Source organism: Mycobacterium sp. IDUB_9 (assembly GCF_055419505.1).
On sequence record NZ_JBVAXU010000001.1, the window covers coordinates 480,934 to 504,583 of the forward strand.

General features: G+C 65.1%; 28 protein-coding genes. 16 read left to right on the forward strand and 12 right to left on the reverse strand.

All coding sequences use genetic code 11. The annotated features are described in order from the left end of the window. Positions 1-2: 2 nt before the first annotated feature. Positions 3-668, reverse strand: coding sequence for a TetR/AcrR family transcriptional regulator (locus tag ACZY08_RS02405; RefSeq protein WP_463743014.1), 666 nt, complete (start codon positions 666-668; stop codon positions 3-5). Between the two features lie 126 nt (positions 669-794). On the opposite strand from ACZY08_RS02405, the gene ACZY08_RS02410 reads away from it, so the two are divergent. From ACZY08_RS02410 to ACZY08_RS02450, 9 genes are all read left to right on the forward strand, one after another. Then, complete coding sequence (locus tag ACZY08_RS02410) at positions 795-1,082, forward strand: hypothetical protein (RefSeq protein ID WP_463743015.1); 288 nt, start codon at positions 795-797, stop codon at positions 1,080-1,082. A gap of 106 nt (positions 1,083-1,188) precedes the next feature. Further along, a complete protein-coding gene (locus tag ACZY08_RS02415) occupies positions 1,189-2,406 on the forward strand; it encodes a sensor histidine kinase (protein WP_463743016.1) in 1,218 nt (405 codons plus the stop codon). Beyond that, positions 2,403-3,065 carry a response regulator transcription factor gene (locus ACZY08_RS02420; protein WP_463743017.1) on the forward strand — a complete coding sequence of 221 codons (663 nt, stop codon included), beginning with the start codon at positions 2,403-2,405 and terminating at the stop codon, positions 3,063-3,065. The genes ACZY08_RS02415 and ACZY08_RS02420 overlap by 4 nt, the downstream gene beginning before the upstream one ends. A 95-nt stretch (positions 3,066-3,160) precedes the next feature. Beyond that, complete coding sequence (locus ACZY08_RS02425) at positions 3,161-4,603, forward strand: bifunctional aminoglycoside phosphotransferase/ATP-binding protein (RefSeq protein WP_463743018.1); 1,443 nt, start codon at positions 3,161-3,163, stop codon at positions 4,601-4,603. Between the two features lie 162 nt (positions 4,604-4,765). Then, a complete protein-coding gene (crp, locus tag ACZY08_RS02430) occupies positions 4,766-5,440 on the forward strand; it encodes a cAMP-activated global transcriptional regulator CRP (protein ID WP_463743019.1) in 675 nt (224 codons plus the stop codon). Positions 5,441-5,495: 55 nt separating this feature from the next. Continuing rightward, the gene (locus ACZY08_RS02435; RefSeq protein WP_463743020.1) at positions 5,496-6,011 is read left to right on the forward strand and encodes a MarR family winged helix-turn-helix transcriptional regulator; all 516 of its coding nucleotides are present in this window, start codon (positions 5,496-5,498) and stop codon (positions 6,009-6,011) included. A 15-nt stretch (positions 6,012-6,026) separates the two neighbouring features. Continuing rightward, a complete protein-coding gene (locus tag ACZY08_RS02440) occupies positions 6,027-6,455 on the forward strand; it encodes a DUF5313 domain-containing protein (RefSeq protein WP_463743021.1) in 429 nt (142 codons plus the stop codon). Between the two features lie 61 nt (positions 6,456-6,516). After that, positions 6,517-7,164, forward strand: coding sequence for a GntR family transcriptional regulator (locus ACZY08_RS02445; protein ID WP_463743022.1), 648 nt, complete (start codon positions 6,517-6,519; stop codon positions 7,162-7,164). Then, positions 7,161-8,417 carry an MFS transporter gene (locus tag ACZY08_RS02450; RefSeq protein ID WP_463743023.1) on the forward strand — a complete coding sequence of 419 codons (1,257 nt, stop codon included), beginning with the start codon at positions 7,161-7,163 and terminating at the stop codon, positions 8,415-8,417. Before ACZY08_RS02445 ends, ACZY08_RS02450 begins: the two co-directional genes overlap by 4 nt. Positions 8,418-8,439: 22 nt before the next feature. Here ACZY08_RS02450 and abc-f read toward each other — a convergent pair whose 3' ends face one another. Continuing rightward, on the reverse strand, positions 8,440-10,098 hold the full coding sequence (gene abc-f, locus ACZY08_RS02455) for a ribosomal protection-like ABC-F family protein (protein ID WP_463743024.1): 1,659 nt from the start codon (positions 10,096-10,098) through the stop codon (positions 8,440-8,442). 266 nt (positions 10,099-10,364) lie between these two features. On the opposite strand from abc-f, the gene ACZY08_RS02460 reads away from it, so the two are divergent. Continuing rightward, positions 10,365-11,882, forward strand: coding sequence for a serine hydrolase domain-containing protein (locus tag ACZY08_RS02460; protein ID WP_463744113.1), 1,518 nt, complete (start codon positions 10,365-10,367; stop codon positions 11,880-11,882). Here the strand turns inward: ACZY08_RS02460 and ACZY08_RS02465 are convergent. From ACZY08_RS02465 to ACZY08_RS02480, 4 genes are read right to left on the reverse strand one after another with little or no spacing between them, the layout of a single operon-like run. Beyond that, positions 11,879-12,175 carry a cytochrome C oxidase subunit IV family protein gene (locus ACZY08_RS02465; protein WP_463743025.1) on the reverse strand — a complete coding sequence of 99 codons (297 nt, stop codon included), beginning with the start codon at positions 12,173-12,175 and terminating at the stop codon, positions 11,879-11,881. The genes ACZY08_RS02460 and ACZY08_RS02465 overlap by 4 nt on opposite strands. 3 nt (positions 12,176-12,178) lie before the next feature. Next, positions 12,179-12,754 carry a cytochrome c oxidase subunit 3 gene (locus tag ACZY08_RS02470; RefSeq protein ID WP_463743026.1) on the reverse strand — a complete coding sequence of 192 codons (576 nt, stop codon included), beginning with the start codon at positions 12,752-12,754 and terminating at the stop codon, positions 12,179-12,181. After that, a complete protein-coding gene (locus ACZY08_RS02475) occupies positions 12,751-13,548 on the reverse strand; it encodes a hypothetical protein (protein WP_463743027.1) in 798 nt (265 codons plus the stop codon). The genes ACZY08_RS02470 and ACZY08_RS02475 overlap by 4 nt, the downstream gene beginning before the upstream one ends. Further along, a complete protein-coding gene (locus ACZY08_RS02480) occupies positions 13,545-14,252 on the reverse strand; it encodes a hypothetical protein (RefSeq protein WP_463743028.1) in 708 nt (235 codons plus the stop codon). Before ACZY08_RS02480 ends, ACZY08_RS02475 begins: the two co-directional genes overlap by 4 nt. A 165-nt stretch (positions 14,253-14,417) precedes the next feature. Here ACZY08_RS02480 and ACZY08_RS02485 point away from each other — a divergent pair, with 165 nt between their 5' ends. Continuing rightward, positions 14,418-14,936: a TetR/AcrR family transcriptional regulator gene (locus ACZY08_RS02485; protein ID WP_463744114.1), complete on the forward strand. Its 519-nt coding sequence runs from the start codon at positions 14,418-14,420 to the stop codon at positions 14,934-14,936. Here the strand turns inward: ACZY08_RS02485 and ACZY08_RS02490 are convergent. Next, positions 14,933-15,958: a coiled-coil domain-containing protein gene (locus tag ACZY08_RS02490; RefSeq protein WP_463744115.1), complete on the reverse strand. Its 1,026-nt coding sequence runs from the start codon at positions 15,956-15,958 to the stop codon at positions 14,933-14,935. The genes ACZY08_RS02485 and ACZY08_RS02490 overlap by 4 nt on opposite strands. A gap of 98 nt (positions 15,959-16,056) precedes the next feature. Beyond that, positions 16,057-16,425 (reverse strand): DUF2834 domain-containing protein, encoded by a 369-nt coding sequence (locus ACZY08_RS02495; RefSeq protein WP_463743029.1) that lies wholly within the window; start codon positions 16,423-16,425, stop codon positions 16,057-16,059. 118 nt (positions 16,426-16,543) lie between these two features. On the opposite strand from ACZY08_RS02495, the gene ACZY08_RS02500 reads away from it, so the two are divergent. Then, positions 16,544-17,140, forward strand: coding sequence for a TetR/AcrR family transcriptional regulator (locus ACZY08_RS02500; protein WP_463743030.1), 597 nt, complete (start codon positions 16,544-16,546; stop codon positions 17,138-17,140). A 34-nt stretch (positions 17,141-17,174) separates the two neighbouring features. After that, positions 17,175-18,386, forward strand: a complete 1,212-nt coding sequence (locus ACZY08_RS02505; RefSeq protein ID WP_463743031.1) for an acyl-CoA dehydrogenase family protein — start codon at positions 17,175-17,177, stop codon at positions 18,384-18,386. Positions 18,387-18,396: 10 nt separating this feature from the next. Here ACZY08_RS02505 and ACZY08_RS02510 read toward each other — a convergent pair whose 3' ends face one another. Then, positions 18,397-18,663 (reverse strand): YdeI/OmpD-associated family protein, encoded by a 267-nt coding sequence (locus tag ACZY08_RS02510; protein WP_463743032.1) that lies wholly within the window; start codon positions 18,661-18,663, stop codon positions 18,397-18,399. Between the two features lie 153 nt (positions 18,664-18,816). On the opposite strand from ACZY08_RS02510, the gene ACZY08_RS02515 reads away from it, so the two are divergent. Continuing rightward, positions 18,817-19,485, forward strand: a complete 669-nt coding sequence (locus ACZY08_RS02515; RefSeq protein WP_463743033.1) for an SDR family oxidoreductase — start codon at positions 18,817-18,819, stop codon at positions 19,483-19,485. 22 nt (positions 19,486-19,507) lie between these two features. Here the strand turns inward: ACZY08_RS02515 and ACZY08_RS02520 are convergent, their stop codons facing one another. Next, a complete protein-coding gene (locus tag ACZY08_RS02520) occupies positions 19,508-20,602 on the reverse strand; it encodes a tartrate dehydrogenase (RefSeq protein ID WP_463743034.1) in 1,095 nt (364 codons plus the stop codon). 83 nt (positions 20,603-20,685) lie between these two features. Further along, positions 20,686-20,853, reverse strand: coding sequence for a hypothetical protein (locus tag ACZY08_RS02525; RefSeq protein ID WP_454787931.1), 168 nt, complete (start codon positions 20,851-20,853; stop codon positions 20,686-20,688). A 315-nt stretch (positions 20,854-21,168) separates the two neighbouring features. On the opposite strand from ACZY08_RS02525, the gene ACZY08_RS02530 reads away from it, so the two are divergent. Then, positions 21,169-21,720 (forward strand): VOC family protein, encoded by a 552-nt coding sequence (locus ACZY08_RS02530; protein ID WP_463743035.1) that lies wholly within the window; start codon positions 21,169-21,171, stop codon positions 21,718-21,720. A gap of 9 nt (positions 21,721-21,729) precedes the next feature. On the opposite strand, the gene ACZY08_RS02535 is transcribed toward ACZY08_RS02530, so the two are convergent. Further along, positions 21,730-22,893: an aromatic ring-hydroxylating oxygenase subunit alpha gene (locus ACZY08_RS02535; protein ID WP_463743036.1), complete on the reverse strand. Its 1,164-nt coding sequence runs from the start codon at positions 22,891-22,893 to the stop codon at positions 21,730-21,732. Positions 22,894-22,962: 69 nt separating this feature from the next. Here ACZY08_RS02535 and ACZY08_RS02540 point away from each other — a divergent pair, with 69 nt between their 5' ends. After that, positions 22,963-23,583: a TetR/AcrR family transcriptional regulator gene (locus ACZY08_RS02540; protein WP_463743037.1), complete on the forward strand. Its 621-nt coding sequence runs from the start codon at positions 22,963-22,965 to the stop codon at positions 23,581-23,583. Positions 23,584-23,650: the final 67 nt, after the last annotated feature.

The window sequence follows — 23,650 nt, forward strand, 5'->3', positions numbered from 1 at the left end:
TCCTAGTCGGGCAGACCCCCGTCGCCGCGCAAACCGCTGCCGGTGAACCGGACCAACTGGTCGACCCACCCACGGTCCAGTCCGCCGGGCCCCAAAGGCCGCCCGTAGAGAGTCAGATCGGAGCTGGCCAGCGCACCGATCATCGCAAAGATGGCAATCGTGCTGCGCTGCTGACCTTCTGTGGTCTGGATGTCCGGCACCGCCCGTCCCGCGGCGGCGAAGAACAACTCGGGCAGGCTCGGTGTGCCCGCCAATTGATCGAGCCAGATCTGATCTTCGTCCAAGGCAAGCTGATTCATTACCTTGAGCCAGCGCAATCCACCGATCGGATCCTCGTCAAGCAGCCGGACGTAAGGCGCGATGAGAGCCTCGACGACGTCGCAGACACCGATCTCGTTCCCGGACTCAGCCACCCGCACCAGCTCCTGGACGACGGCCCCGAACACCGTCGGCACCCGCCGTCGTGCCACCTCGAGCACCAGGTCCCGCTTGGCCGGGAAATGGTAGGCCACCGCGCGGCTGGCCACGCCTGCCTCGCGGGCCACTGCCCGCGCCGCCACCGCACCGATCGACGTCTCGGCGAACATTCGCTCAGCGGTATCGACGATCAGGGTTCGGGTGTCGACATCACGCCGGGGACCACGTCTATGGGTCGAGCTCGAGACCACAAGAGGAGCCTAACCACTTGTGGCGCCATCGTCCTGTGGTCGGTTCAGTTCTCCTACTACGGTCGTAGGTCAAGATCGGACACCAGAGCGATGTGGGTTGACCTGCGTTCTTCGTAGCGTCGAGCCATGACACGAGCACAGCGTTCCCCAGCTATCTCGATAGCGAATTCAGTGACAGGCGTCGCCCGTGGATGGACGGCGAAAGATGCCGTCGTCACCCCACCGGTGACCGACCGGGTGACACCGCCGCACCAGGGCTCCCAGGACGCCGGCCGGTGGCGGCGCGCGGTGGCCGCGGTGCGCGCAGCACTGGCCACCGTGCCCCGCCCCGACCTGAAGCAGCCCTACTATCCGCCGGTGCGCGAACGCTTCGTCGAGGACGCCGCGATGTCACGCGAAATGTGGCGACTCTGAATTGCTGAAATCCGGCCCCCGAAAATCCAGCCCCAGAAAATCCGGCCCCCGAAAATCCAACCGTAGTAGGAGGCGCAGCAACGCCTTCACCTTCTACGATCACAACATGCTCGGTAGCATCGCGCGCGGGTTCCGTGCGCACGTACACCGGCGGGGCTATGCGCTCCCGGTGGGCTACAACTGGGCCATCGTGTTGGCGTTCGACACGACGGTGATCGGTGCCGGCCTGGTGGCGATGTTGCAGCGCCCGACGGCCGACCTTCAGGCCGGCCTGCTCGCGTTCGTCGTCTGCGCTGCGCCCTTCGCGTTGTTCTACCTGTCGGGCGTCGATTTCAAGGCGCCGATCGTCTGGGGAACCTGGACCACCGCGACTGCCGTGTTGCTGTTCGCGACGGCAACACCGGTATCCAACGACTTCGCTCCGTTGATCGCGGTGCTGATGGTCGGCGAGGTCGCCTCACTCACCGGGGTGTGGGGTGGATTCTTGGCGTCGCTGACCGCGGCCACCCTGCTGCTGACCGCTGCCTCGCAACACCGTCTCGATGCCCTGCCGCTCTATCTGGGGATCCTCGGGATGGGTTGGCTGGTGGGCTATCTCGTGCACACCCAGCAGCAACTCATGCGACAGCAGCAAGAGTCGCAGGCCGCGCAGGCCCGCCATGCCGCGGCCGACGAACGGCGCCGTATCGCCCGCGAGGTCCACGACGTGATTGCGCATTCACTGAGCGTGACGCTGCTGCACGTGACCGGGGCACGTCGGGGGTTGCAGCAGGACCGCGACGTCGACGACGCGGTCGAGGCATTGGAGCAGGCCGAACGCCTGGGGCGTCAGGCCATGGCCGATATCCGGCGCACGGTCGGACTACTCGACGGCGCCCCGATGAGCATGGCTCCCGAACCCGGAGTCGACGACATCAGTTGCCTGGTCGACGATTTCGTGCATGCCGGGCTCAACGTGCGGTTCGACGCGACCGGCCGCACCGATGTGGTCTCCGCCGCGGTGGGCTTGGCGTTGTACCGCATTGCCCAGGAGTCTCTGGCCAACATCGCCAAGCACGCGCCCGATGCGGAAGCGACAGTGCTGCTGAGGATCTCACGGAACTCGGCGACCTTGACCGTCGCCAACCGACTGCCAGTGGCCGCTCTCGCCGTCCGGAACGGCCGCGATGCGGAGGGCCGCGGTGTGCGCGGTATGCGCCAGCGCGTCGAGCTGCTCGGCGGGATCATCAGCGTCGGTCCCGGCGACGACGGATGGTCGGTGCGCACGAACATTCCCTTGGATGACACCGACCGGGCGCCCCGGCGATGCCCCGTGGTGTCATGACGGACCCCGTGACCGAGGTCGCGGTCCTCCTGGTCGACGACCAGGATCTGGTGCGCTCCGGGCTGCGACGCATTCTGCGGCGCAAGGACGGCTTCACGATCGTCGCCGAATGCGCCGATGGCGACGAGGTGCCCGATGCCATCAGCCAGTATCGGCCCGACGTGGTGGTGATGGACCTGCGGATGAAACGTGTCGACGGGATCGAAGCCACCCGCCAGGTGACGGCGGTCGACGGGCCTCCGGTGCTGGCGCTGACCACGTTCAACGACGACGAGTTGCTCTCGGGCGCGCTGCGGGCCGGGGCCAGCGGATTCGTACTCAAGGATTCCTCCGCCGAGGAACTGATCCGGGCGGTGCGCGCGGTGGCCCAGGGCGACAGCTATCTCGACCCGGCGGTGACCTCACGGGTGCTCACCACGTACCGCAAGTCCGCCGAGCCGCGTCGCAACGGCGCCGTCGGCGATCTCACCGCACGGGAGCTCGACGTGCTGACGCTGATCGCCAAGGGGCATTCCAACGCCGAGATCGCCGATGAACTCTGCATCTCCGGGCTCACCGTCAAGAGCCATATCGGCCACATCTTCATCAAGCTCGACCTGCGTGACCGTGCCGCCGCCATCATCCACGCGTACGACGCCGGGCTGGTCAGCCCCCAGTAACAGAGTCTTTCGGCCGTCGCCTGAAGGACTTTCGGCAGGAGAATACCGACGGATGACCGCTACCCTCCGTTGCCCACGGAGAGTAATCATCGGTTATGGCCGCAGCGGAAATTCACGAAACACACACCGGGATCGTCGCGTTGGTGGGCGACAGGGCCTACAAAGTCAAGAAACCCGTCACCACTGACTTTCTCGATTTCAGCTCGGTCGAGCACCGTGAACAGGTGTGCGTACGTGAGGTTCGCTTGAACCAGCGACTCGCGCCCGACAGCTACCTCGGGGTCGCCCATCTCTCCGATCTGCAAGGTGGTCAGCCCGAGCCGGTGATCGTGATGCGCAGATACCCTGATTCGCGCCGGTTGACGTCGATCGTCGCCAGTGGTGAACCTGTGGTTGAGCATCTGTCAGCGATCGCCGATGCGATCGCGCGGTTTCACGCTGACGCCGAACGGTCCGGCGACATCGACCGCGCAGCGGCGGTGCCCGCGGTCGCCGGCCGTTGGCGGGACAACCTCACTGAATTGCGCCGGTACGCGGGAACGGTGGTGCCCGCTGAATCACTGGCCGAGGTCGATCGGCTCTATGACCAGTTCATCACGGGTCGCACCGCACTGTTCGGCGACCGCATCGCCAACCGCCGCGTCGTCGACGGCCACGGCGACTTGTCGACCGGAGACATCTTCTGCATGCCAGACGGTCCGGCCATCCTTGACTGTCTCGAGTTCGACGACGGCCTACGCCATGTCGACTGCAGCGACGACGCCGCGTTCCTGGCGATGGACCTGGAATTCCTCGGCCGCCGAGACCTGGCGGATTACTTCATCGCCGAGTACCAGCGGCTCTCCGGGGATGTGCCGCCGAGCGCATTGGTGGACTTCTACATCGCCTACCGTGCCGTGGTCCGCGCCAAGGTCGACTGCATCAGGGTTCAGCAGGGCAACGAGAGCGCGACGAATGATGCCCGGCGCCATCTCGACATCGCCCTCGATCGCCTCCGCCGAGGTGCCGTGCGACTGGTCATCGTGGGCGGTGGCCCCGGAACCGGCAAGACCACGCTCGCGCACGCGCTCGCTGAACAGGTGGCTGCGCGAGTCATCTCCACCGATGATGTGCGCCGCGAACTGCAGGAGCGTGGAGTCCTCGACGGCGCGGCCGGGATTTTGAACGAGGGGCTGTACAGCAAGGAGAACGTGTCCGCCGTTTATGCGGCCGTGCTGGAGAAGGCCCGACAAACACTGGCCATGGGACAGTCGGTGATCCTCGACGGTACCTGGCGAGATCCAGACCTTCGACGGCGAGCGCGGGAGATTGCAGCGGAACAGAGTTGTCCGACAGTGGAATTGGCGTGCACTGCGCCTCTCGACGAAGCCAAGCAGCGCATCGTCCAGCGGCAGGTCACCAACTCAGATGCCACCCCGCAGATCGCAGAAGGTTTGGCGACCGACGCCGATTGGCCTGACGCCCATCTCGTCAACACGCGCCGCCCGCTCGCGGAATCCGTCGCCGAAGCCCAACGGATCTGTTGCACGACAATCTGACCCTCAAGGGTCTGAACCATTACGAAGTGAGGTTCCTGTGTAAACCCGGAGCCGCAGGCCCGCCGAACGCCCTTGTAAAGTAAAACGGCGGCCTTCCTTTCGGCTGCCACCTGCACAAACGTTCCGGGCAGCGAGGTTCGGCACATCCACCAAGGGGGAAACATGAATGAAGTGCTGGCCCGCGCCGGCATCTTCCAAGGTGTGTCGCCAGACGCCGTGGCCGCGCTCGTCCGGCAGTTGGAGCCGGTGACCTTCCGTCGGACCGAGGTCGTGTTCACCGAGGGCGAGCCCGGCGACACGCTGTACATCATCACCGCGGGCAAGGTGAAGATCGGCCGCAAGTCGACGGACGGCCGCGACAGCCTGATCACGCTGATGGGCCCGTCGGACATGTTCGGCGAACTCGCCATCTTCGATCCGGGTCCGCGAACCTCGACGGTGACCGCGCTGACCGAAGTGAAGGCGGTGGTGATGAGCCGCAGCGTGCTGCGGAGCTGGATCGCCGATCGACCTGAGATCGCCGAACAACTGCTGCGGGTGCTGGCCCGCCGGTTGCGTCGCACCAACGACAACCTGTCCGACCTGATCTTCACCGATGTGCCGGGCCGGGTTGCCAAGCAACTGCTCTACCTGGCGCAGCGATTCGGCAGCCGCGACGGCAGCGCACTGCGTGTCGACCACGAACTGACGCAAGAAGAGATCGCCCAGCTCGTGGGCTCCTCGCGGGAGACGGTCAACAAGGCGCTGTCGGACTTCGCGCAACGCGGCTGGATCCGCGTGCAGGGCCGCAGCATCCTGATCGACAACGCCGAGCGATTGGCGAAACGCGCGCACTGAACGTGTGACCGCACAGACATTGTTAGTACCCTAACTATTAGGGTACATTCTAAGTATGACCGCAGTATCCGAAGCGTCGACCGCACCCTCCGGAACCCTCGGCGCCGATCCCCTGGCCCTCGAGCGACAGGTCTGTTTCGCACTGGCCGTCAGCAACCGCGCCGTGCTCGCGGTTTACCGGCCGCTGCTGGAGCCGCTGGGGCTGACCCATCCCCAGTACCTGGTGATGCTGGCGTTGTGGGATCACCAACGGTCCGGCTCGGGCGGCATTCCGCCGCTCTCGGTCAAAGAGATCGCCTCCGCACTGCAACTCGATTCGGCGACGCTTTCACCGATGCTCAAACGGCTGGAAGCACTCGGCCTGCTGACCCGCAGCCGCCGGGCGGGCGATGAACGCGCAACTGATGTCGCGCTCACCGAGGCCGGGATCGCCCTGCGTGAACGGGCCCTGGCGATCCCTCCCGCAGTGGTCGAGCGCCTGGGCGTCGACCTCGCCGAACTCGAAGAGCTGCATCGAGTGTTGAGCCGTATCAACGTGGCTGCACTGGCGGCCAACTCACTCACCGACTGACCCGAGGAGTCCACCATGGCCGGCCAGAAAACCGAAGACCGTCCCAACCTCTTCCAATACATCGCCTACTGCTACGGCAAGCGGTTGCCCGATTCCATGCGGGACTGGGTGGCCCACGACCTGGCCGACCATGGCGCAGTGCGCCGTCATCTGATCCGGATGGCGATCCCGCCACTGTTCGTGCTGGCGCCGCTCTGGCTGCTGCCCGCTTCGCTGTACGTGCACATCGAGATGACCGTGCCGATCTACATCTGGGCGATTTTGATGGCGCTCGCGCTCAACAAGATCTGGCGCCGGCACCGGCTGGCACAGCACGGCCTCGACCCCAATCTGGTCGACGAGATCCAGTACAAGAAGGACCTGCAGAAGCACGAGGACTACATCCGCCGGTTCGGACCGCGCCCCGAATCGTCCAAGCGTCAGACCAACAGCAGCCCCTTCTGACGTTCAACCTGGCCAGACCCCTTGCATGCAAGCTTGCATGCAAGGGGTATAGTCGTCCTCCGTGGTCACGGACGAGAAATCGAGCAACAGCCAGCGCGTCTACCGGATGACCAAGGACCAGATCCTCTCCGGTGAGTTTCGAGGCGGGCAGCTGCTCAGCGAGGTAGAGGTGGCGACGCAGCTCGGCGTCAGCCGCACACCTGTCCACGAGGCGTTTCTGCGCCTGGCTGCCGAGGACTTCCTGGATCTGGTGCCGCGGCGCGGCGCCGTCGTCGTCCCCGTGTCCGCGCAAGAAGCCACCGACCTGCTCGAGATGCGCCTGGCGCTGGAGACCGCGGCGGTGCGCCGGCTGTGCCGATCACCGGAATCCATCGACACCCTGTTCGGTGAACTCACCGAGTTGGTGGAGCGGCAGCGCCATGGCGCCGCGATCGGGGATGCCGATCAGTTCGCAGCCGCCGACGACGCGTTTCACCGCCGGATCGTGCAGGTCGCCGGGAATTCGATCGCCGGGCGCTTCTACGGATCGCTCAGCGACCGGCAGCGCCGCATGATGGCCGACGCCGCCCGCTCGGACTCAGCCCGGCTCACCGAACTGATCGGCGAGCACGCGGATCTGGCCGATGCCATCGGACGTCGCGATGTCTCCGGTTTCGAGGCAGCACTGCTGGCCCATCTGGAAGCGACCTACCGGGTGGTGCTGGCATGACCGCTGTCGCAACGGAATTCGCCGAAGCACCGGTTCGGCTGCCGCGCCGCCTACAGCCCTGGCTCGCGGTGGCCATCGCCGTCTTCTGCATCGGTTGGGGCGGAAACCAATTCACCCCGCTGCTGATCGCCTATGCCCAGCACTCCGGCTACACCCGGGTGGACGTCGACATCCTGCTCGGCGCCTATGTGCTCGGCCTGATTCCCGGCCTGCTGATCGCCTCGACGCTGTCGGACCGTCACGGTCGGCGCAATGTAATGGCCGCCGGTGTGCTCAGTGCGGCGCTGGGCAGTCTCATCCTGGCAGTCGGCGACTACTGGGGTTTCCCGGCCCTGTTCGTCGGCCGGTTGTTCAGCGGGGTGGCAGTCGGGATCGCGATGGCAGTGGGTTCGGCCTGGATCACCGAACTGTCCAGGCCGCCCTTCGACGACGCTTCGGACGGCGCCGGAGCGCGACGCGCCTCGATCTGCCTGTCGTTGGGCTTCGGGGTGGGACCTCTGTGCGCCGGGCTGCTCACCGTCTACGCGCCGCTACCGCTGGTGTTGACCTACCTGGTCCACGCTGCCCTGTGCGTGCCGGTGCTGTGGGCGGTGTGGAATCGGACCGCCGAGACCCGTGAGCGCACAACCTCTCGACCTTTCCTGGACGGCCTCAAGGTGCCTGCAGCGGGCCACCGCCGGTTCCTGCATGTCGTTGTTCCCATGGCGCCGTGGATCTTTGGCTCGGCGGCAATCGCCTACGCGGTGGTGCCCGCACTCGTCGCCGACCAGCTCGGGTCGTGGGCCCTGCTCTATACCGTGGGGTTGACCGTCCTGACGCTGGGCTGTGGTGTGGCGATCCAACCGATTGCACGTCGGCTCGACGACGTGTCCAGCTCCCGGGCCGTGGTGGTGTCGATGGCGCTCATGGCGCTGGGGATCTTCGCCGCAGTCGCCACCGCCGTGACCCGATCGGCGCTCGTCGCGCCGCTTGTCGCGATGCTGCTCGGCAGCGCCTACGGCATTGCGATCGTGTCGGGTCTGCTTGAGATCCAACGCATTGCACCGCCCGACGAGCTTGCCGGCATCTCGGGCGTCTACTACTCACTGGCCTATCTCGGGTTCCTCCTACCCGCGGTGCTCGCCGCACTCGCGCACTGGTTCAGCTATCCGGTCATGCTGACCGCGGTAGGCGTACTGGCCATCATCTGCACGGCAGTGTGCGCATCAGGATGGGCGAAGCATCTGGAGCCGCGGACGCCGACGTCCGTTTGAGATCGTCCCTCAGATGCCGGCGCTACAACTCAGCAACGCGCCCGTTGTCGACCAGCCACCTGCGGTCCAAGCGAACGTTCTGCAGCATGCGGCGGTCATGCGTCACCAGTAACAACGCCCCGTCATAAGACTCAAGCGCCAGCTCGAGTTGCTCGATGGCAGGCAGGTCCAGATGATTCGTCGGCTCATCGAGAACCAGCACGTTGGTGCCGCATGCCTGCAGCAACGCCAGGCCGGCACGGGTTCTCTCCCCCGGCGATAATTCGTCAACCGGACGTTCGACGTGATCGGCCCGCAGCCCGAACTTCGCCAGCAGGGTGCGCACATCGGCGGTCGACCAGGCCGGCAGCCGCTGCTCGAACCGGTCGACGAGTCGCGCGGTACCGGTGAAATCGTTACGGGCCTGGTCAATCTCGCCGATGGCGACGCTGGCGCCGAGACCGGCGCGCCCCGCATCGGGCTGACGACGCCCCAGCAGAAGCCGCAGCAATGTCGACTTTCCGGCCCCGTTGGCGCCGGTGATTCCGATCCGCTCGCCGGCATCAACCTGCAACGACACTGGGCCCAACACGAAATCACCCTGCTGCACAACGGCATTGTCGAGGGTGGCGACGACCGAGCTCGACCGTGGCGCGGCGCCGACGGTGAACTGCAGAGACCATTCCTTGCGGGGTTCCTCGACTTCCTCGAGGCGGGCGATCCGGCTCTCCATCTGACGCACCTTCTGCGCCTGCTTCTCGCTGGATTCGGTGGCGGCGCGCCGGCGGATCTTGTCGTTGTCCGGTGACTTGCGCATCGCGTTGCGGGTGCCCTGGCTCGACCACTCGCGCTGCGTGCGGGCGCGGGACACCAGGTCGGCCTTCTTCTCGGCGAATTCCTCGTACTGTTCGCGCCGGTGCCGGCGGCCGACCTCACGCTCCTCTAGATAGCTTTCGTACCCACCGCCGAAAACGGTGGTGGTGTTCTGTGCCAGATCCAGCTCGAGGATGCGAGTCACGCTGCGGGCGAGGAACTCCCGATCGTGACTCACCAGCACCACACCCCCACGAAGCTCCGTGACGAACTGCTCCAGCCGGGCGAGTCCGTCAAGGTCCAGATCGTTGGTCGGTTCGTCGAGCAGCACGACATCGAACCGCGACAGCAGCAGTGCCGCCAACCCGACCCGTGCCGCCTGCCCGCCTGACAACGCGGTCATCGGCGTCGAGTCGGGTCGCACCGCATCGGTGTCGAGCCCGAGATCGGCCAGCACTGCCGGCAGCCGTTCGTCGAGATCGGCCGCACCGGTGGCGAGCCAGTGATCCAGCGCGGCCGAGTAGGCAGCGGCCGGATCCTCTTCCCCTGAGCTCGGGTCTGCCAGTGCCGCGGCCGCGGCGTCCATGGCCTGCGTGGCATCGGTGCATCCCGTGCGGCGGGCAATGTAGGCCGCGACGGTCTCCCCTGGTACGCGCTCGTGCTCCTGCGGCAGCCATCCGACGAATGCGTCTGCCGGCGCCACGCTGACCGTGCCGTCGAGCGGCTCGAGATCCCCGGCCAGGATCCGCAGCAGTGTGCTCTTGCCTGCGCCGTTGACCCCGACAACCCCGATGACATCACCCGGCGCGACCGTCAGGTCGACCCCCTCGAAGAGGGTGCGATGGGCGAATCCGCCGGCCACATTCTTCGCGACAAGCGTTGCGGTCATGGCTTCTATCGTCGCATTACGCCGAGTTGCCCCGCGCCCGGCGCATCGGTTCCGCCGCTGAGGTTGCAAGCTGGGCCCTGTGGCGAACGTGCAGCCTTTGCAGCAGGACGGTGGCGGGCCGCTACCAGAACCTGCACGTTCGTCACAGTGAGCCGCGGGGATGCCAGGAAGCGAAGACCGGGATCCGAAGCGGACCAGACGCGGCGTGTTTCAAAGGCCAAACTCCGCACGGGGTCCACCGCCCGGCTACCGTCGATCTGGTGGCAATGTCACGGACCCGCCTCGCCCGGTTCTGCGCCATCGGAACCGTCATGATCACCCTCGTCGCGGCCACATCGTGCGGGCAGCCGGCGCGTCCACCGGCGGCCAGTTCCACGTCGACAACGACCGCGCCGGTCCCCACGGTCCCGATTCCCAGCACAGCCGCCGTCGTGCCCATGGGTGACTTCACCCCGATCGCCCAGCTCGTCAACGACGCGATTGCGGTACCTCGACTACCGGGTGCGGTGGTCCAGGTCGGGCACGCCGGCAAGATCGTCTTCCGCCAAGCGTTCGGGTCGCGCAAACTGGCCGGCGAACCGGGACCGGACGGAGCGTCCGCCCCCGCCGAGCCGATGACCGAGGACACGATCTTCGACCTGGCCTCGTTGTCGAAGTGCCTCACGACCGCCGTTGCCATCCTGCAGCTATACGAACAGGGCCAGGTTCAACTCGATGAACCCGTGCAGACGTACCTGCCCGACTTCAACCCGACCAACGATCCACGCCGCGCGCAGGTGACGGCGCGGATGTTGCTCACCCACACGTCGGGCCTCGCGGGAGATCTGAGTCTGGACGGGCCGTGGGGGCTGGACAAACCCGACAAGGCCGAAGGCATCCACCGGGCGCTCGGCGCGTGGGTCGTGTCCGAGCCCGGAGAACGCTTTCACTACTCCGACATCGGGTTCATCATCCTCGGGGCGCTGCTCGAGAAAGTCACCGGTGAACCCGAGGACGTCTACATTCAGAAGAACGTGTTCGCGCCGCTCGGGATGGCAGACACCCGCTATCTCCCGGTGGCCAAAGCATGTGGCCCACACCAGGTCCGGGGAACCGCGATCGCCGTCGATCCGCGCGCGGATGAAGTGAACGACTGCCCGGCGGGTACGTGGAGCACCGATCTCCTGGCGCGCGTCGCACCCACGGCACTCGACGAAGACACTGCGGGCCTCAATCCGGACTTCGGCCACCCGCTGCGCGGCACCGTGCACGATCCGACGGCCCGCCGGATGGGTGGTGTCGCCGGAAGTGCCGGCGTGTTCTCGACGGTGAACGACGTCGGCCGGTTCGCTCAGGCCCTCCTCGACCGTCGCGCCGGCCGCCCGAGTGCATTCCCGCTGAAGCAATCGACCCTGACGTTGATGACCACCCCGCAGCAGCCCGGACACAGCGAGGTACAAGTCGAGGCGGCGAACAACGCCACCCGAGCGGCGATCGAAAACACCCCCAACACAACACATCCCCTGCTCGCACCTAACTATCCGGCAATAGCCGGACAAGACCTCCGTGGCTTCGGCTGGGATATCGACACGGACCAGTCCCGGCCGCGGGGCATGGTCTTCCCCATCGGCAGCTTCGGCCATACCGGCTTCACGGGAGTGACGCTCTGGATGGATCCGGGATCGGACACCTACGTCGTCGTTCTCGGGAACGTGATCCATCAGCGCGGCGCCCCGCCCATAGCCGGGCTGAGCGGTGAAGTGGCCACACTCAGCGGCCGGGCGCTACATCTGTACGGGAACTAGCCGGCCACCGCTGAGCCGACAAAGTAACTGCCCAGCAGACAGACTCCGATGAGCACGACCCATCCGTCGGTGAGGCGGCACAGCAGTACGGGCGCGTGACGGACCTCCATGAACTCTCGGAAGATGATGCGCACCTTGATGAGTGCGATGACGATTGCGCTGACGGTGACGACGGTGCTGGCCTTGAGGGTGCCGTTCTGGTCGACGGCTTCGTCCAGCCAGACGTAGGCGAGCGTCATCGCCGTCAGGATCACCCAGACGATCGGCAGTCTGCTGTTGAATTTGGTGCGCACCACTCACCTCACGACGTAGATCAACGCGAAAATCAGGACCCACAGGAAATCGACTGTGTGCCAGTACGTGGCACCCGTTTCGACAAGCTGCTGGGATCGCCGCTCCGGACTCCACAACTGGTAGACGACCACACCCAGCACCACGAAGCCGATGAGTACGTGTATGCAGTGGATCGACGTCAGGAAGAAGTAATGCTGAAAGAACTCATCGCTGGTGAACGTGTTCCCCATGCCTATCTGGGTGACCCATTCGATGATCTTTCCGGCCAGGAAGACGACACCGAACGAGACCGTCAGGAACGCGTTCGTCAACGCGGATCGGTAGTTGCCCTCACGTGAGGCCTGGACGCACCGCGCGATGGCCCACGAACTCAGCAGCAGGGCAATGGTATTGACCACCCCGATGCGTAGGTCGAGGTGGGACTGCGACTGCAGGAAGAGTTGCGGATTCTGGGTACGTGACACCAGGTACACCGAGAAGTACGCGGTGAACAGCAGCGATTCGAACAGCACGAACATCCACATGTCGGGCTGCCCGGGAACCGCCCGGGTGCGGTCACGGTCGACTTGCTGGGTCATCGAACCGCCTCCGCCGGCGCGTGCTGGTCTGCGGCATCCTTGCCCGGAAGGTCCGGTAGCGGGCCGGTGCCGAAGTCTTCGCGTTCGATCATCTTGCGTAGCAGCACGATGAAAACTCCTGTGTACGTGACGAACACGACCATGTTGACCCACCAGGCGATTGCGCCGTTCCAGGCGAAGGCGCCCCGCTGGAAGATCCACGCGGGAGCGACGACCACCTCGGTCAGCGCGTTGCACAGGTTGAGATAGCCGAACCACTTCGGGAACACGCGGTTCTTGTCGAGCAGGATCGCGGCCATCCACACCAGGGAGCCGATCAGGAACACACCCATGGTGCCGCTGAACGACAGGAAGGCGAATTCGTAGAGCCAGTGGACGATCTCGGGATCGCGGTCGGGCCGTAGCGCGGCAGCGGTCATCGCGATGGCCATGACGAGCATGCCCGGAATTGCGCTCAGCGAGTACATGATCAGATACGAGTACGCGAAGACCGGACTGACCGACATCCGTCGCATCGAGTACGCGAGAAGGGCGTTCATCGGCGCACACAACCCCGTGATGAGGAAGACGACGCCGAAGCCGGCGAGAACGCCGAACCGGTGGTCGGTCATCCAATGCACGACCATCGGGGTGTCCCAGGCCGGGCTCGGTGGGGGCTGTACGCGGGTGACGAAGAAGAACAGCACACCGTAGAGCTGGTAGAAGAACACCATCACGTACCACGCGAACCACAGTTCACGTTTGGGATGGTGGCGGAGGTTCCACCTGAGCCTGCTCAACCGTGAGCCGCTCACGCGGGCACCTTGTCCATCGCCCGTTGCTGCTTGATCGTCTGGGCGAGAACGACTCCCATCACCAGAATCCAGACCGCGATGGCGATGTTCTTGAGCCAGAAGGACAACGCCCCGTCCCAGGCGAGGGGCCCGTCGAACGACAGTGCGGTGAACGTAGCCGGGGCCAGCGCTGCCGCGACGATGAGGTTGAAGTACCCCACCCACGGCTTGAACACCGGTCGTTCCTGATGGTCCCAGTAGATCGCCAGCGCCAGCAGCAGGCATTGTGCGATCAGGTATGGCACCAGCAGCGTGAAGGTGAGCCAGGCGAGGTCATTGAGCACCTGGGTCAGCTCAGGAGCGCGGTCCGGGCGGAACGAGCCGAGCAGCCAGAACATGTTGGCGATGAGGAACAGTGCCGGCGGACCTCCGGCGGCGGCAATCAAGCTGTAGGACAGGATCGGCGTGCGGTGGGCCATCCGGCGTACCTGCATCGCCAGCAGCATCACGATCGGGATGAGGCCGACGCCGAACCAGTTGAACAGGATCATGCTGTAGCGGATCCGTGCGGTGTTGTCCTGATAGAAACTCGCGACCTGGTCGGCAGACATGTTGGGGGACATCGGATGTGCGAACCCGGGGAACAAGAAGAACGCGGAGATCCAGATGATCGCCACCACGGGCAACGTCCCTAAGAGGATCAACTCACCGTCAGGTCGTCTCATGGTCGGACTCTCTTCATGCGTCGCGTTGGTTGCCGATCGGCAACTTGGACGGTAGCCGATCGGCAACTAGGCGGTCAATCGTCGGTTACCGTTGATGCTGTGACGTCCACTCAGGAGGCCCGCACTTTCGGCGCGATCACGCGCACCGCTGCTCAGACACGGGTGATGGATGCAGCCCTGAAACTGATCGCCAATCACGGGGTGAGCGGCACGTCGCTGCAGATGATCGCCGACGAGATGGGTGTCACGAAGGCCGCCGTGTACCGGCAGTTCAAGACCAAGGAAGAGATCGTCATCGCGATCACCGAACGGGAGATGAGCTTCCTCGAGGAAGCACTGGAGGAAGCTGAGGCCCAAGGCTCCCCCCGAAAAGCCCGTGAGGCGCTGCTGGACCGGATGATCGAGCAAGCCATCGACCGCCGCGGCGCCTTCAGCATTCCGATGTTCGATCCCGTCATCATTCGCCTGCAGGCCGAGTATGAGCCGTTTCAGCGATTCATCGAACGCCTCTTCGCGACCCTCCTCGGCACCGAGGCCGGCGTGGAGGCTCGACTCCACGCCGCGATGCTCTCAAGTGCCATCAGCGTCGCCGTCATGCATCCGCTTCTCGCCGACATCGACGGCGAGACCCTTCGGGTGCAGTTGAACCAGATGACGCGCCGGATGCTCGGGCTTGCCGACTAGCGACGAGGCGTCGTGGTGATGTGCACGTGGTCGAAGTGCCCGTAACCGGAGGCCTGCGGGCCCGATGGCGTGTAGTAGGTGCCACGCCAGATCACATCCTGTAACCCGAACCGGGCCACATTGCTCATCGCGAACGCAAGAATCTCATTGCCGAGCGCGATGCCCTCGGGGCTTTCCGGATTGGGAATCATGATGTCGATCGCCAGCCCACTCGGATGCCACGGCTTCGAGTCCGGCCGCACCCCGTCGATGTCGGCAATCTGGGGAAACCGTGCGCTGACGGCCCTGGCGGCCACGATGGTGTTGGGCTGCAACCCGGCCTCGGAGGCGACACCGACGGGCAGCGACTCCGGGATATCCGCCTCGCCGCCCGGCATCACCGCCGCCGCGTTGTCGACGACCGCCTGCTGTTGCGGTGTCAACGCCCCGTATTGCGCCTCCGCTTCGGCGATCTGACGCAGCAGCTCACGCCACTTGCCCTGGAGGTCTGCGCGCACCGCGTTCGCCCGCTCGGCCGCGGTGTGGGCGTCGGCGGCCGATTTCTCTGACGCACCGGCGGCGGCGGCCGCGCGCTCACGCGCCGATCGATAGGCCTCCATCTTGTCGGCCGCCCCATCGACCACCGCCCGCTGCACCGACAGCTGATCGATCAGCTGCCGCGGGGAGCCTGCGGTCAGCACCGCCGCCACTCCACCGGTGCGTCCACTCATATACGTCATCGCCGCCACCCCGTCGACCGCAGCCTGAAAGGGCTGAAGCTGGGTGTTCGCGATCTCGAGGGCCTCCATGTCGGCGCGATGGCGGTCCGTCGCCGCTGTCTCCTCGGCCAGTCTGGCATCGACGTCGCGTTGGGCAGCCGTGACGGCCTCACGACTCTGAACCGCCTGACGGGACAACTCGTTCAGCTTGGCCAGCCCGTCAGCCGCAGGCTCCGCATTCACGTCGGCCATCGGCGTCAGAATCAGGACCGCGGCCGCCGCACCGCACACCGTTCGCCGAAGTAAACGGCGCACCCCGATCATTCGGATAGTCACGATCCTTCGCTGCAAGGACCGATCCTGGCCCGGCGGTATATCTCCTGGACAGGCTACGAACTGCCTCGGACGATGTCCACCCGTCTTTATCCTGGATTGTCGACCGCCACCCGGCCCTCAGCCAGCACCAGTTGCCGCCGGATCAGGAACAGCGGGAATGCCACGCTCACCGCGATGACCGCACTGAGCACGATGTAGATCCACACCTTCGGGATGCCGATCCGGCGCGCCTCGACGACCATGAACACGAAGGCCGCCAGCCCGAACAACAGCAGGTCGTTGGTGAGTGAGGACGACCCGTAGTTGGCGTAGCCGCTCTGGAAGAAGTCGATCAGGCTCGTGCTTTCCGTAGTGAAGTAGCCGATGTTGTTCCACCAGGTCGCCACCAGCGCTACCACTGCGATCACTGCATAGGTGCCGCACAAAATCTTGTCGTTTCGTGTCAGCATCGCCATCGTCACGCCTCCCCGTCAGACCGATCAGTCCAGGTGAACGTATCTATCCAGCGACCTCCACGGAGGCGATTTGTCCCACCAGTTGTCCCATGACATGGTGAGTGAGTACTCTCTCACCATGTCATCCGGACGCGACCGACTCTTGGCCACAGCGCTCAAGCTGTTCGCCGCCAGGGGGTACGCCGCCACGTCCGTGGCTCATATCCAGCAGGCGGCCGGCCTGGCGCCGGGCTCGGGAGCGCTCTACAAGCACTTCGGCTCCAAACGCGAACTGCTTGAGTCCGCGGTCTCACACCGCATCGAGGCCATCGTGAGTGCCCGGGAGCAGTACGACGCCGGCCATCCCAAGACCACCGAAGAGGCGGTTCGCAGCGCCGGGCAATTGATCTGGGCCAACCTGACCCAGAGTGAGGAACTGCTACGGGTCATGCTGCGCGAACCCGACGAACTCGGTGACCTCGACGAGAAAACGTGGCAGGTCATCACCGACAACGCCTATCAACGGTTCGCCGATGAACTGGCCGCATCGAATCGCTCGGGCCGCACCCAGATCCCCGATCCCGAGGCCACGGCAGCCGTCGCGATCTCCGCACTGTCCTATGCCGCGACGCTGCAGGCGCTGACCAAACGCACGCCGGGCAACGTCGACAACGATCGCTTCTTCGAGGCCTGGGTCACCCAGACCGTCAGCGTGATCGAACAACACCGCTCGTAAACCACTGACCACCAACATATTTCAGGAGCCAACCGTGACGTTCTCCATGCAGCTGAGCGACGATGTGATCGAGGTCCGTGACTGGGTGCACCAGTTCGCCGCCGAGGTGGTGCGTCCGGCCGCCGCGGAATGGGATGAGCGCGAGGAGACCCCGTGGCCCGTCATCCAGGAGGCCGCCAAGGTCGGCCTGTATTCCCCCGAACTGTTCGCCCAGCAGGCCGCCGAACCCACCGGGCTCGGCATGCTGACCGTGTTCGAGGAACTGTTCTGGGGTGACGCGGGCATCGCCCTGTCGATCCTGGGCACAGGCCTGGCCGCAGCGGCCCTGGCGGGCAACGGAACCCCCGAACAGATCGGCCAGTGGCTGCCGGCCATGTTCGGCACACCCGGCGAGCCGCACCTGGGTGCGTTCTGCTCGTCCGAGCCCGACGCGGGATCCGACGTCGGCGCCATCCGCACCCGCGCCCGCTTCGACGAGGCAACCCGCGAGTGGGTGCTCAACGGCACCAAGACGTGGGCCACCAACGGCGGCATCGCGAACGTCCACATCGTGGTGGCCTCGATCTATCCCGAACTCGGCTCCCGCGGACAGGCCACGTTCATCATCCCGCCGGACACCCACGGCTTCACGCAGGGCCAGAAGTTCAAGAAGCACGGCATCCGCGCCTCCCACACCGCCGAGGTGGTGCTCGACAACGTCCGCCTGTCCGAGGATCTGATCCTGGGCGGTCGGGAGAAGTTCGAGGAGCGCATCGCCCGCGTGAAGTCCGGCGCCTCGGCCGGCGGCCAGGCGGCGATGAAGACCTTCGAGCGCACCCGGCCCACCGTGGGCGCGATGGCGGTCGGCGTGGCCCGCGCCGCCTACGAATACGCTCTGGACTACGCCTGCCAGCGCGAGCAATTCGGCCGCAAGATCGGCGAGTTCCAGGCCGTCGCGTTCAAGCTCGCCGACATGAAGAGCCGTATCGACGCCGCCCGGTTGCTGGTCTGGCGAGCCGGCTGGATGGCCCGCAACAACCAGGCCTTCGACAACGCCGAGGGCTCGATGGCCAAGCTGGTGGCCAGTGAGACCGCGGTCTATGTGACCGATGAGGCCATCCAGATCCTCGGCGGCAACGGCTACACCCGCGACTACCCGGTCGAGCGGATGCACCGTGACGCCAAGATCTTCACGATCTTCGAGGGCACCAGCGAAATCCAGCGCCTGGTGATCTCTCGCGCCATTACCGGACTGGCGATCCGCTAGTCAGCAGCGGCTATTTGCCGGTGCGCTCGCGGTGCTTGCACCCGGGCCAGCAGCACGGTCGCCGCTGCCCTTCCTCCAACTCCTCCTGCGTCCGGCGGATCCGCCGCTCGCGCGTCGCCTGCTGCTTGGCGTCCTCGACCCAGCAGATGAACTCGTTGCGCGCGAGCGGCGTGATGTCCTGCCAGGCGGCCAGCGCCGTGGAGTTTCCGATCAGGGCTTCGCGCAGGTCGGCCGGCAATTTGTGCACCACCCCGCCGGACACGCGTTGGCCAGTCATAAAGCCAGGTTAAGCGCCTGAGCTCAGCAACACACTCGCGACACGGCGTACCCCTTATCGTTACCTTAAAGGGGCCTTATTTTTCTTAGAGTTGAGGTACGGTGGGCGTGCAGGGCGGTCATCCCGCCCCGGCAGTGACGGAAGGAACCCGACATGCAACCTGCAGCAGCCACCCGGATCGCACTTGTCACCGGCGCCTCGCGGGGTATCGGCGCCGATGTCGCACAACAGCTCGCCGGTCCGGACACCCACGTCGTCGTCAACTACCGCGAGAAGGCGAAACGAGCCGACTCGGTTGTCGACGCCATCCACCGCGCGGGCGGTCGCGCCTCTACGCTCGGGGCCGACATCTCCGACGAGGCTGCCGCCGCCGCGATGATCGAACGGGTGGGTCGCGAGTTCGGTCGGCTGGACGTGCTGGTGCTCAATGCATCGACCGGGCTGAATCTGGGTGCCGATCCGGGTTACGCGATGCGGCTGAACCGCGATGCCCAGCGCCGGTTGGTCAAGCTGGCCCTGCCACTGATGCCGGTGGGCGGTCAGATCGTGTTCGTCACCAGCCATCAGGCCCACTTCTTCCCCAACAAGGCCGTGCCGAAGGGCTACGCAGCGATCGCCGCAAGCAAGCGCGCCGGCGAGACCGCGCTCTATGCCATGCGTTCCGAATTCGACCGGCGGGGAATCGATTTCACCGTGGTGTCCGGTGAGGTGATGTCTGACCGCGAGCTGGCGACCACCATCGCTCGGGCGGCATCCGCGCCGTACCCGTCCGGGATCGTCTACGCCGGCGGTCCAGACTTTCTGTGCCAGATGTCGGCCTGACAAATAGCCTTTCGCCCGAGACCTACTGCGAACCAGAGGTATTCGCCTGCAGTTGGTCCCGGACCGCGGTGCCCAACGCGCTCGTCGTCGAGGCTCCGCCCATGTCAGGAGTCAGGATGTCACCTCCGCGCGCCAGCACGTCCTCGACGGCTTTCATGATCGCTGCCGCGGCATCACGTTCACCCAGGTGGTCGAGCATCAACGATGCGCTCCATATTTGGCCGATCGGATTGGCGATGCCGCGTCCGGCGATATCGGGGGCGGAGCCGTGAACCGGCTCGAACAGGCTCGGAAAACGCCGCTCCGGATTGATGTTTCCACTGGGCGCGATGCCGATGGTGCCGGTGCACGCCGGCCCCAGATCAGACAGGATGTCGCCGAAGAGGTTGCTCGCGACGACGACATCGAACCAGTCGGGATGCAGAACGAAATTCGCCGCGAGGATGTCGATATGGAACTTGTCCACGTCGATATCGGGGAACCGCTCACTCATCTGCTCGACGCGCTCGTCCCAGTACGGCATCGTGATCGAGATACCGTTGCTCTTCGTCGCCGAGGTCAGGTGTTTCTCGGGTCGCCGTTGGGCAAGCTCGAACGCGTACTTCAGGATCCGGTCGACACCGACGCGGGTCATCACCGTCTCCTGCATCACCGTCTCGCGGTCCGTGCCCTCGAACATCTTGCCGCCGACGCTCGAGTACTCACCTTCGGTGTTCTCCCGTACGACGACGAAGTCGACGTCGCCGGGTTCCCGTCCCGCCAGCGGGCTTTTCACTCCGGGCATCAGCTTGACCGGACGTAGGTTGACGTACTGGTCGAAGTGTCGACGGAACTGTAGGAGGCTGCCCCACAGCGAAATATGGTCGGGCACAACGTCCGGCCAGCCGACGGCGCCGAAGAAGAGCGCGTCGAAGCGGCTCAGCTCGTCGAACCATCCTTCAGGCAGCATGGCGCCGGTATCGGTGTAGTACTCCGCGCACGCGTAATCGAACTGTTCATAGTCGATGGCGAAACCGAAGGCGGCCGCTGCCGACTCCAGCACCTTGAGGCCCTCGGGGACCACTTCCTTGCCGATACCGTCGCCCGGGATCACTGCCAGCCGGTGGGTGGTGGTCATTCCGCCACCTTACGTTTTGGCGATCCGGCGCCGGCGACCAGCGAGGGGCGCCCGGTGTGGGCGCCCCTCGCTGGTGTCAGGTGTCAGCGACCGTTGCCGAATGTCGATGTGACGACACCGGTGGTGGCCTGGTGCTGGATGTCGTGCACCCATTGGTTGTGGGTGACGTCGGCTTGTGCCGGCGCGGCCAGGCCAACGATGGCGGCGGCGAAGCCGGTGGCGATCATGCTCGCAAAACCAAATTTCTTCATGTCGAAGCCCTTCGCTCTGGGCGTTCGAGCCGTGGCGTGAGTGTCGCGGTTCGGACGTCTGTCCTCCGGTTCGGGAGATTCCTACCCGGTCTGACTCTCACAACACGCAGGTCAACGCGGTTAATTCCGCTGGCAGAAATTGCGCGGGGGTTGGCAGAAACAACTGATCTCGGCGTGCCGGCGCGCCGTTTTCTACTGCAGGGTTGCTCTGCGGCACCGGCTACGACCCAGCAGTAGAAAGCGACGTGCACAAGGGCTTCACAGCACACCCAATGCAGTACTACATTCGGTAGTAGTCGACTCCAAGGAGGCACGATGCGGTGGCGCGGAGTAAGTCATGTCGAGTTCGCGGTGTTGGACTACGACGAATCGATCGAGTTCTACGACTCGATGCTGGGCTGGCTAGGGTACAGCAGTTTCTCCTCGCTCAACATGGAGTACCAGTCGATCTACTACATGACGCGATACCTCAACCCGCACAGCTACATCGGCATCCAGCCGGCGCGGACCGGAGACAAGCTCACCCACCGCGACCAGGCCGTCGGGATCAACCACATCGCATTGTGGGCCCGAAACCGGAAGGAAGTGGACCGCTTTCATCGCGACTTTCTCATCGCCCGGGATATCCCGGTCACCGATGAGCCCAAGGACTACCCCCAGTACTGGCCGGGCTACTACGCGGTGTTCTTCGACGATCCCATCAACGGCATCCACTGGGAACTCGCCTGGGTTCCGAAAGTTCCGACGCCACAGCAATGGTGGTCGTTCTATCGGACAATCCGCGCCTTCGGCAAGCAGCGTCCCGATCTGGCCAACACGGTGCCCGGCATCACCCTGCAGGCGCGGCGGATGCTGCCGGGCAAATGAGCCCGGGAGTTAGGCCAGCGCGACACCCAGTTCCTGGGCGAACACCTTGATCATGTGCTGAACCGCAATCTCGTTGCGGCCGATGATCATGTGGTCATGCTGACCGTGCCGGACCCCTTCACCGCATTGCGGCAGCATGGCGAAATCCTCGTCGCGCACCGCGGCATGAACCCCCTCGTAGACTGCGTCGTACGCCGCTCGCATGTCGTCATTCGTGGCCGGGACCCGCCCCATCCAGCTGTGCCGCACCGTGCAGCGGGTGGGTTCGCCCTCGGGCAACATGTCGATGATCTCGACCCCGACCGGGCTGTTCGCCAGGATGAGGTTGGGATACACCCAGTAGATGACGCCCATGTTGGCCGACGGGTCGAACGAGGCGCTGGCATCGTCGGGGAGATTCTTGATCCAGTTGAACGGGAAGCCGATGCGGTGATGCTTGCCGAACTCGTCGTAGATGGCGGTGTTCGGCAGAGTGTTCTGCCCAATCAGACTCTCGCCGTGGACGAACGGGAAGTGATAACCCTCCGCGAACGCCTCGAGCGCACCCTTCCACGACACCTCCGAGGAGAACTCGCGATCGGTGTGGTAGCCGTAGGACTCGTAATTCCATTGCGCCAGTTCAGGTCCGAGCGCACCGAGGTGACCGTCGACGTCGATGGTCGCATCAGCGGACAGGACCGCCCAGATGAAACCGTGGCGTTCCTCGGACGGCAGCTCGACCAGGCCGTACTCCGCGGTGTCCATCGTGTCGAAGCCGGCCTTGCCCGGAACCATGAACAGCTCACCGGTGTTGCGGTAGGTCCACGCGTGATACGGGCAGACGAAGCGGGACGCGTTGCCCGATCCACAGGCCGGCATAGCGCCGCGGTGGCGGCAGTAATTGAGGAAAACGTGGCTGGCGCCGGTGCGGTCCCGGGTGACCAGCAGAGAGTCCCCGAGCACCGAGCGGACGACGAAGTCGTTCTTCGCCGCGATCTGGGCCGACGGCACGATGGCCAGCGGGACCCGACGCAGGATCTGGGACTCCTCGATCTCGGTGATCTTCGGATCCCGGTAGTAGTGCAACGGCACCTTCAGCACCCGGTCAGCCATATCCGTCGTCCCCTCGACGGCATGCCGCAGCGCGCGGCGGGTCAGTTCCTCATCAGTACTGCTCACTGGGCTGACAGTCATATTCAGACCATACAATGACTATCAACTGCATTGTCAAGATCGAATCGTCAATCATGCGACCATCAACGGATGCGCAGGCACGGCTGGTCGGGAGACATTCCCGCCGACGACGACGAGGCCGTCCGCCGCATCATCGGTGCGGCCCGGCAGGCGATCGACACGCGCGGCACGGTGAGCGTGTCGGAGGTGGCCCAGGCCCTCGGGGTGACGCGGCAAACGGTGTACCGCTATTTCCCCACACTGGAGAACCTCATGGTCGCCACCGCCGTGTCATCGGTGGACGGCTTTCTCGACCGACTGGCCGCAGAACTGGGTTCGATCAGCGACCCGAGTGAAGCCGTCGTGGAGGGCATCGCCTACACCGCTGAACAGATCCCGCATGACCGCTACCTGAGCCTGGTCCTGCAGCCCGGCAAGGCCAGTGCGTTCACAGCGGGCGTGACTTCGGATCTCGCCATCGAATTCGGCAAGTCGATCCTGCGGCGTTTCGACATCGACTGGCCTGCGGTGGGGTTCGATGGCGATGAACTCGATCAGCTGGTCGAGTTCATGCTGAGGACACTGCAGTCGTTCATCATCGACCCGGGCGGACCGTCGCGCCGGGACTCCGGATTGCGTACCTACCTGCAGGATTGGGTGGCGCCGGCGGTGTCGGCACGCGCGACCTACCCGTCGTCGCCGGCCCCATGATTGGGGTTGGTGCAGATGGTGCCCTCACACGGCACATCTGAGCCATCACCATTCGGGTTGGGCATCA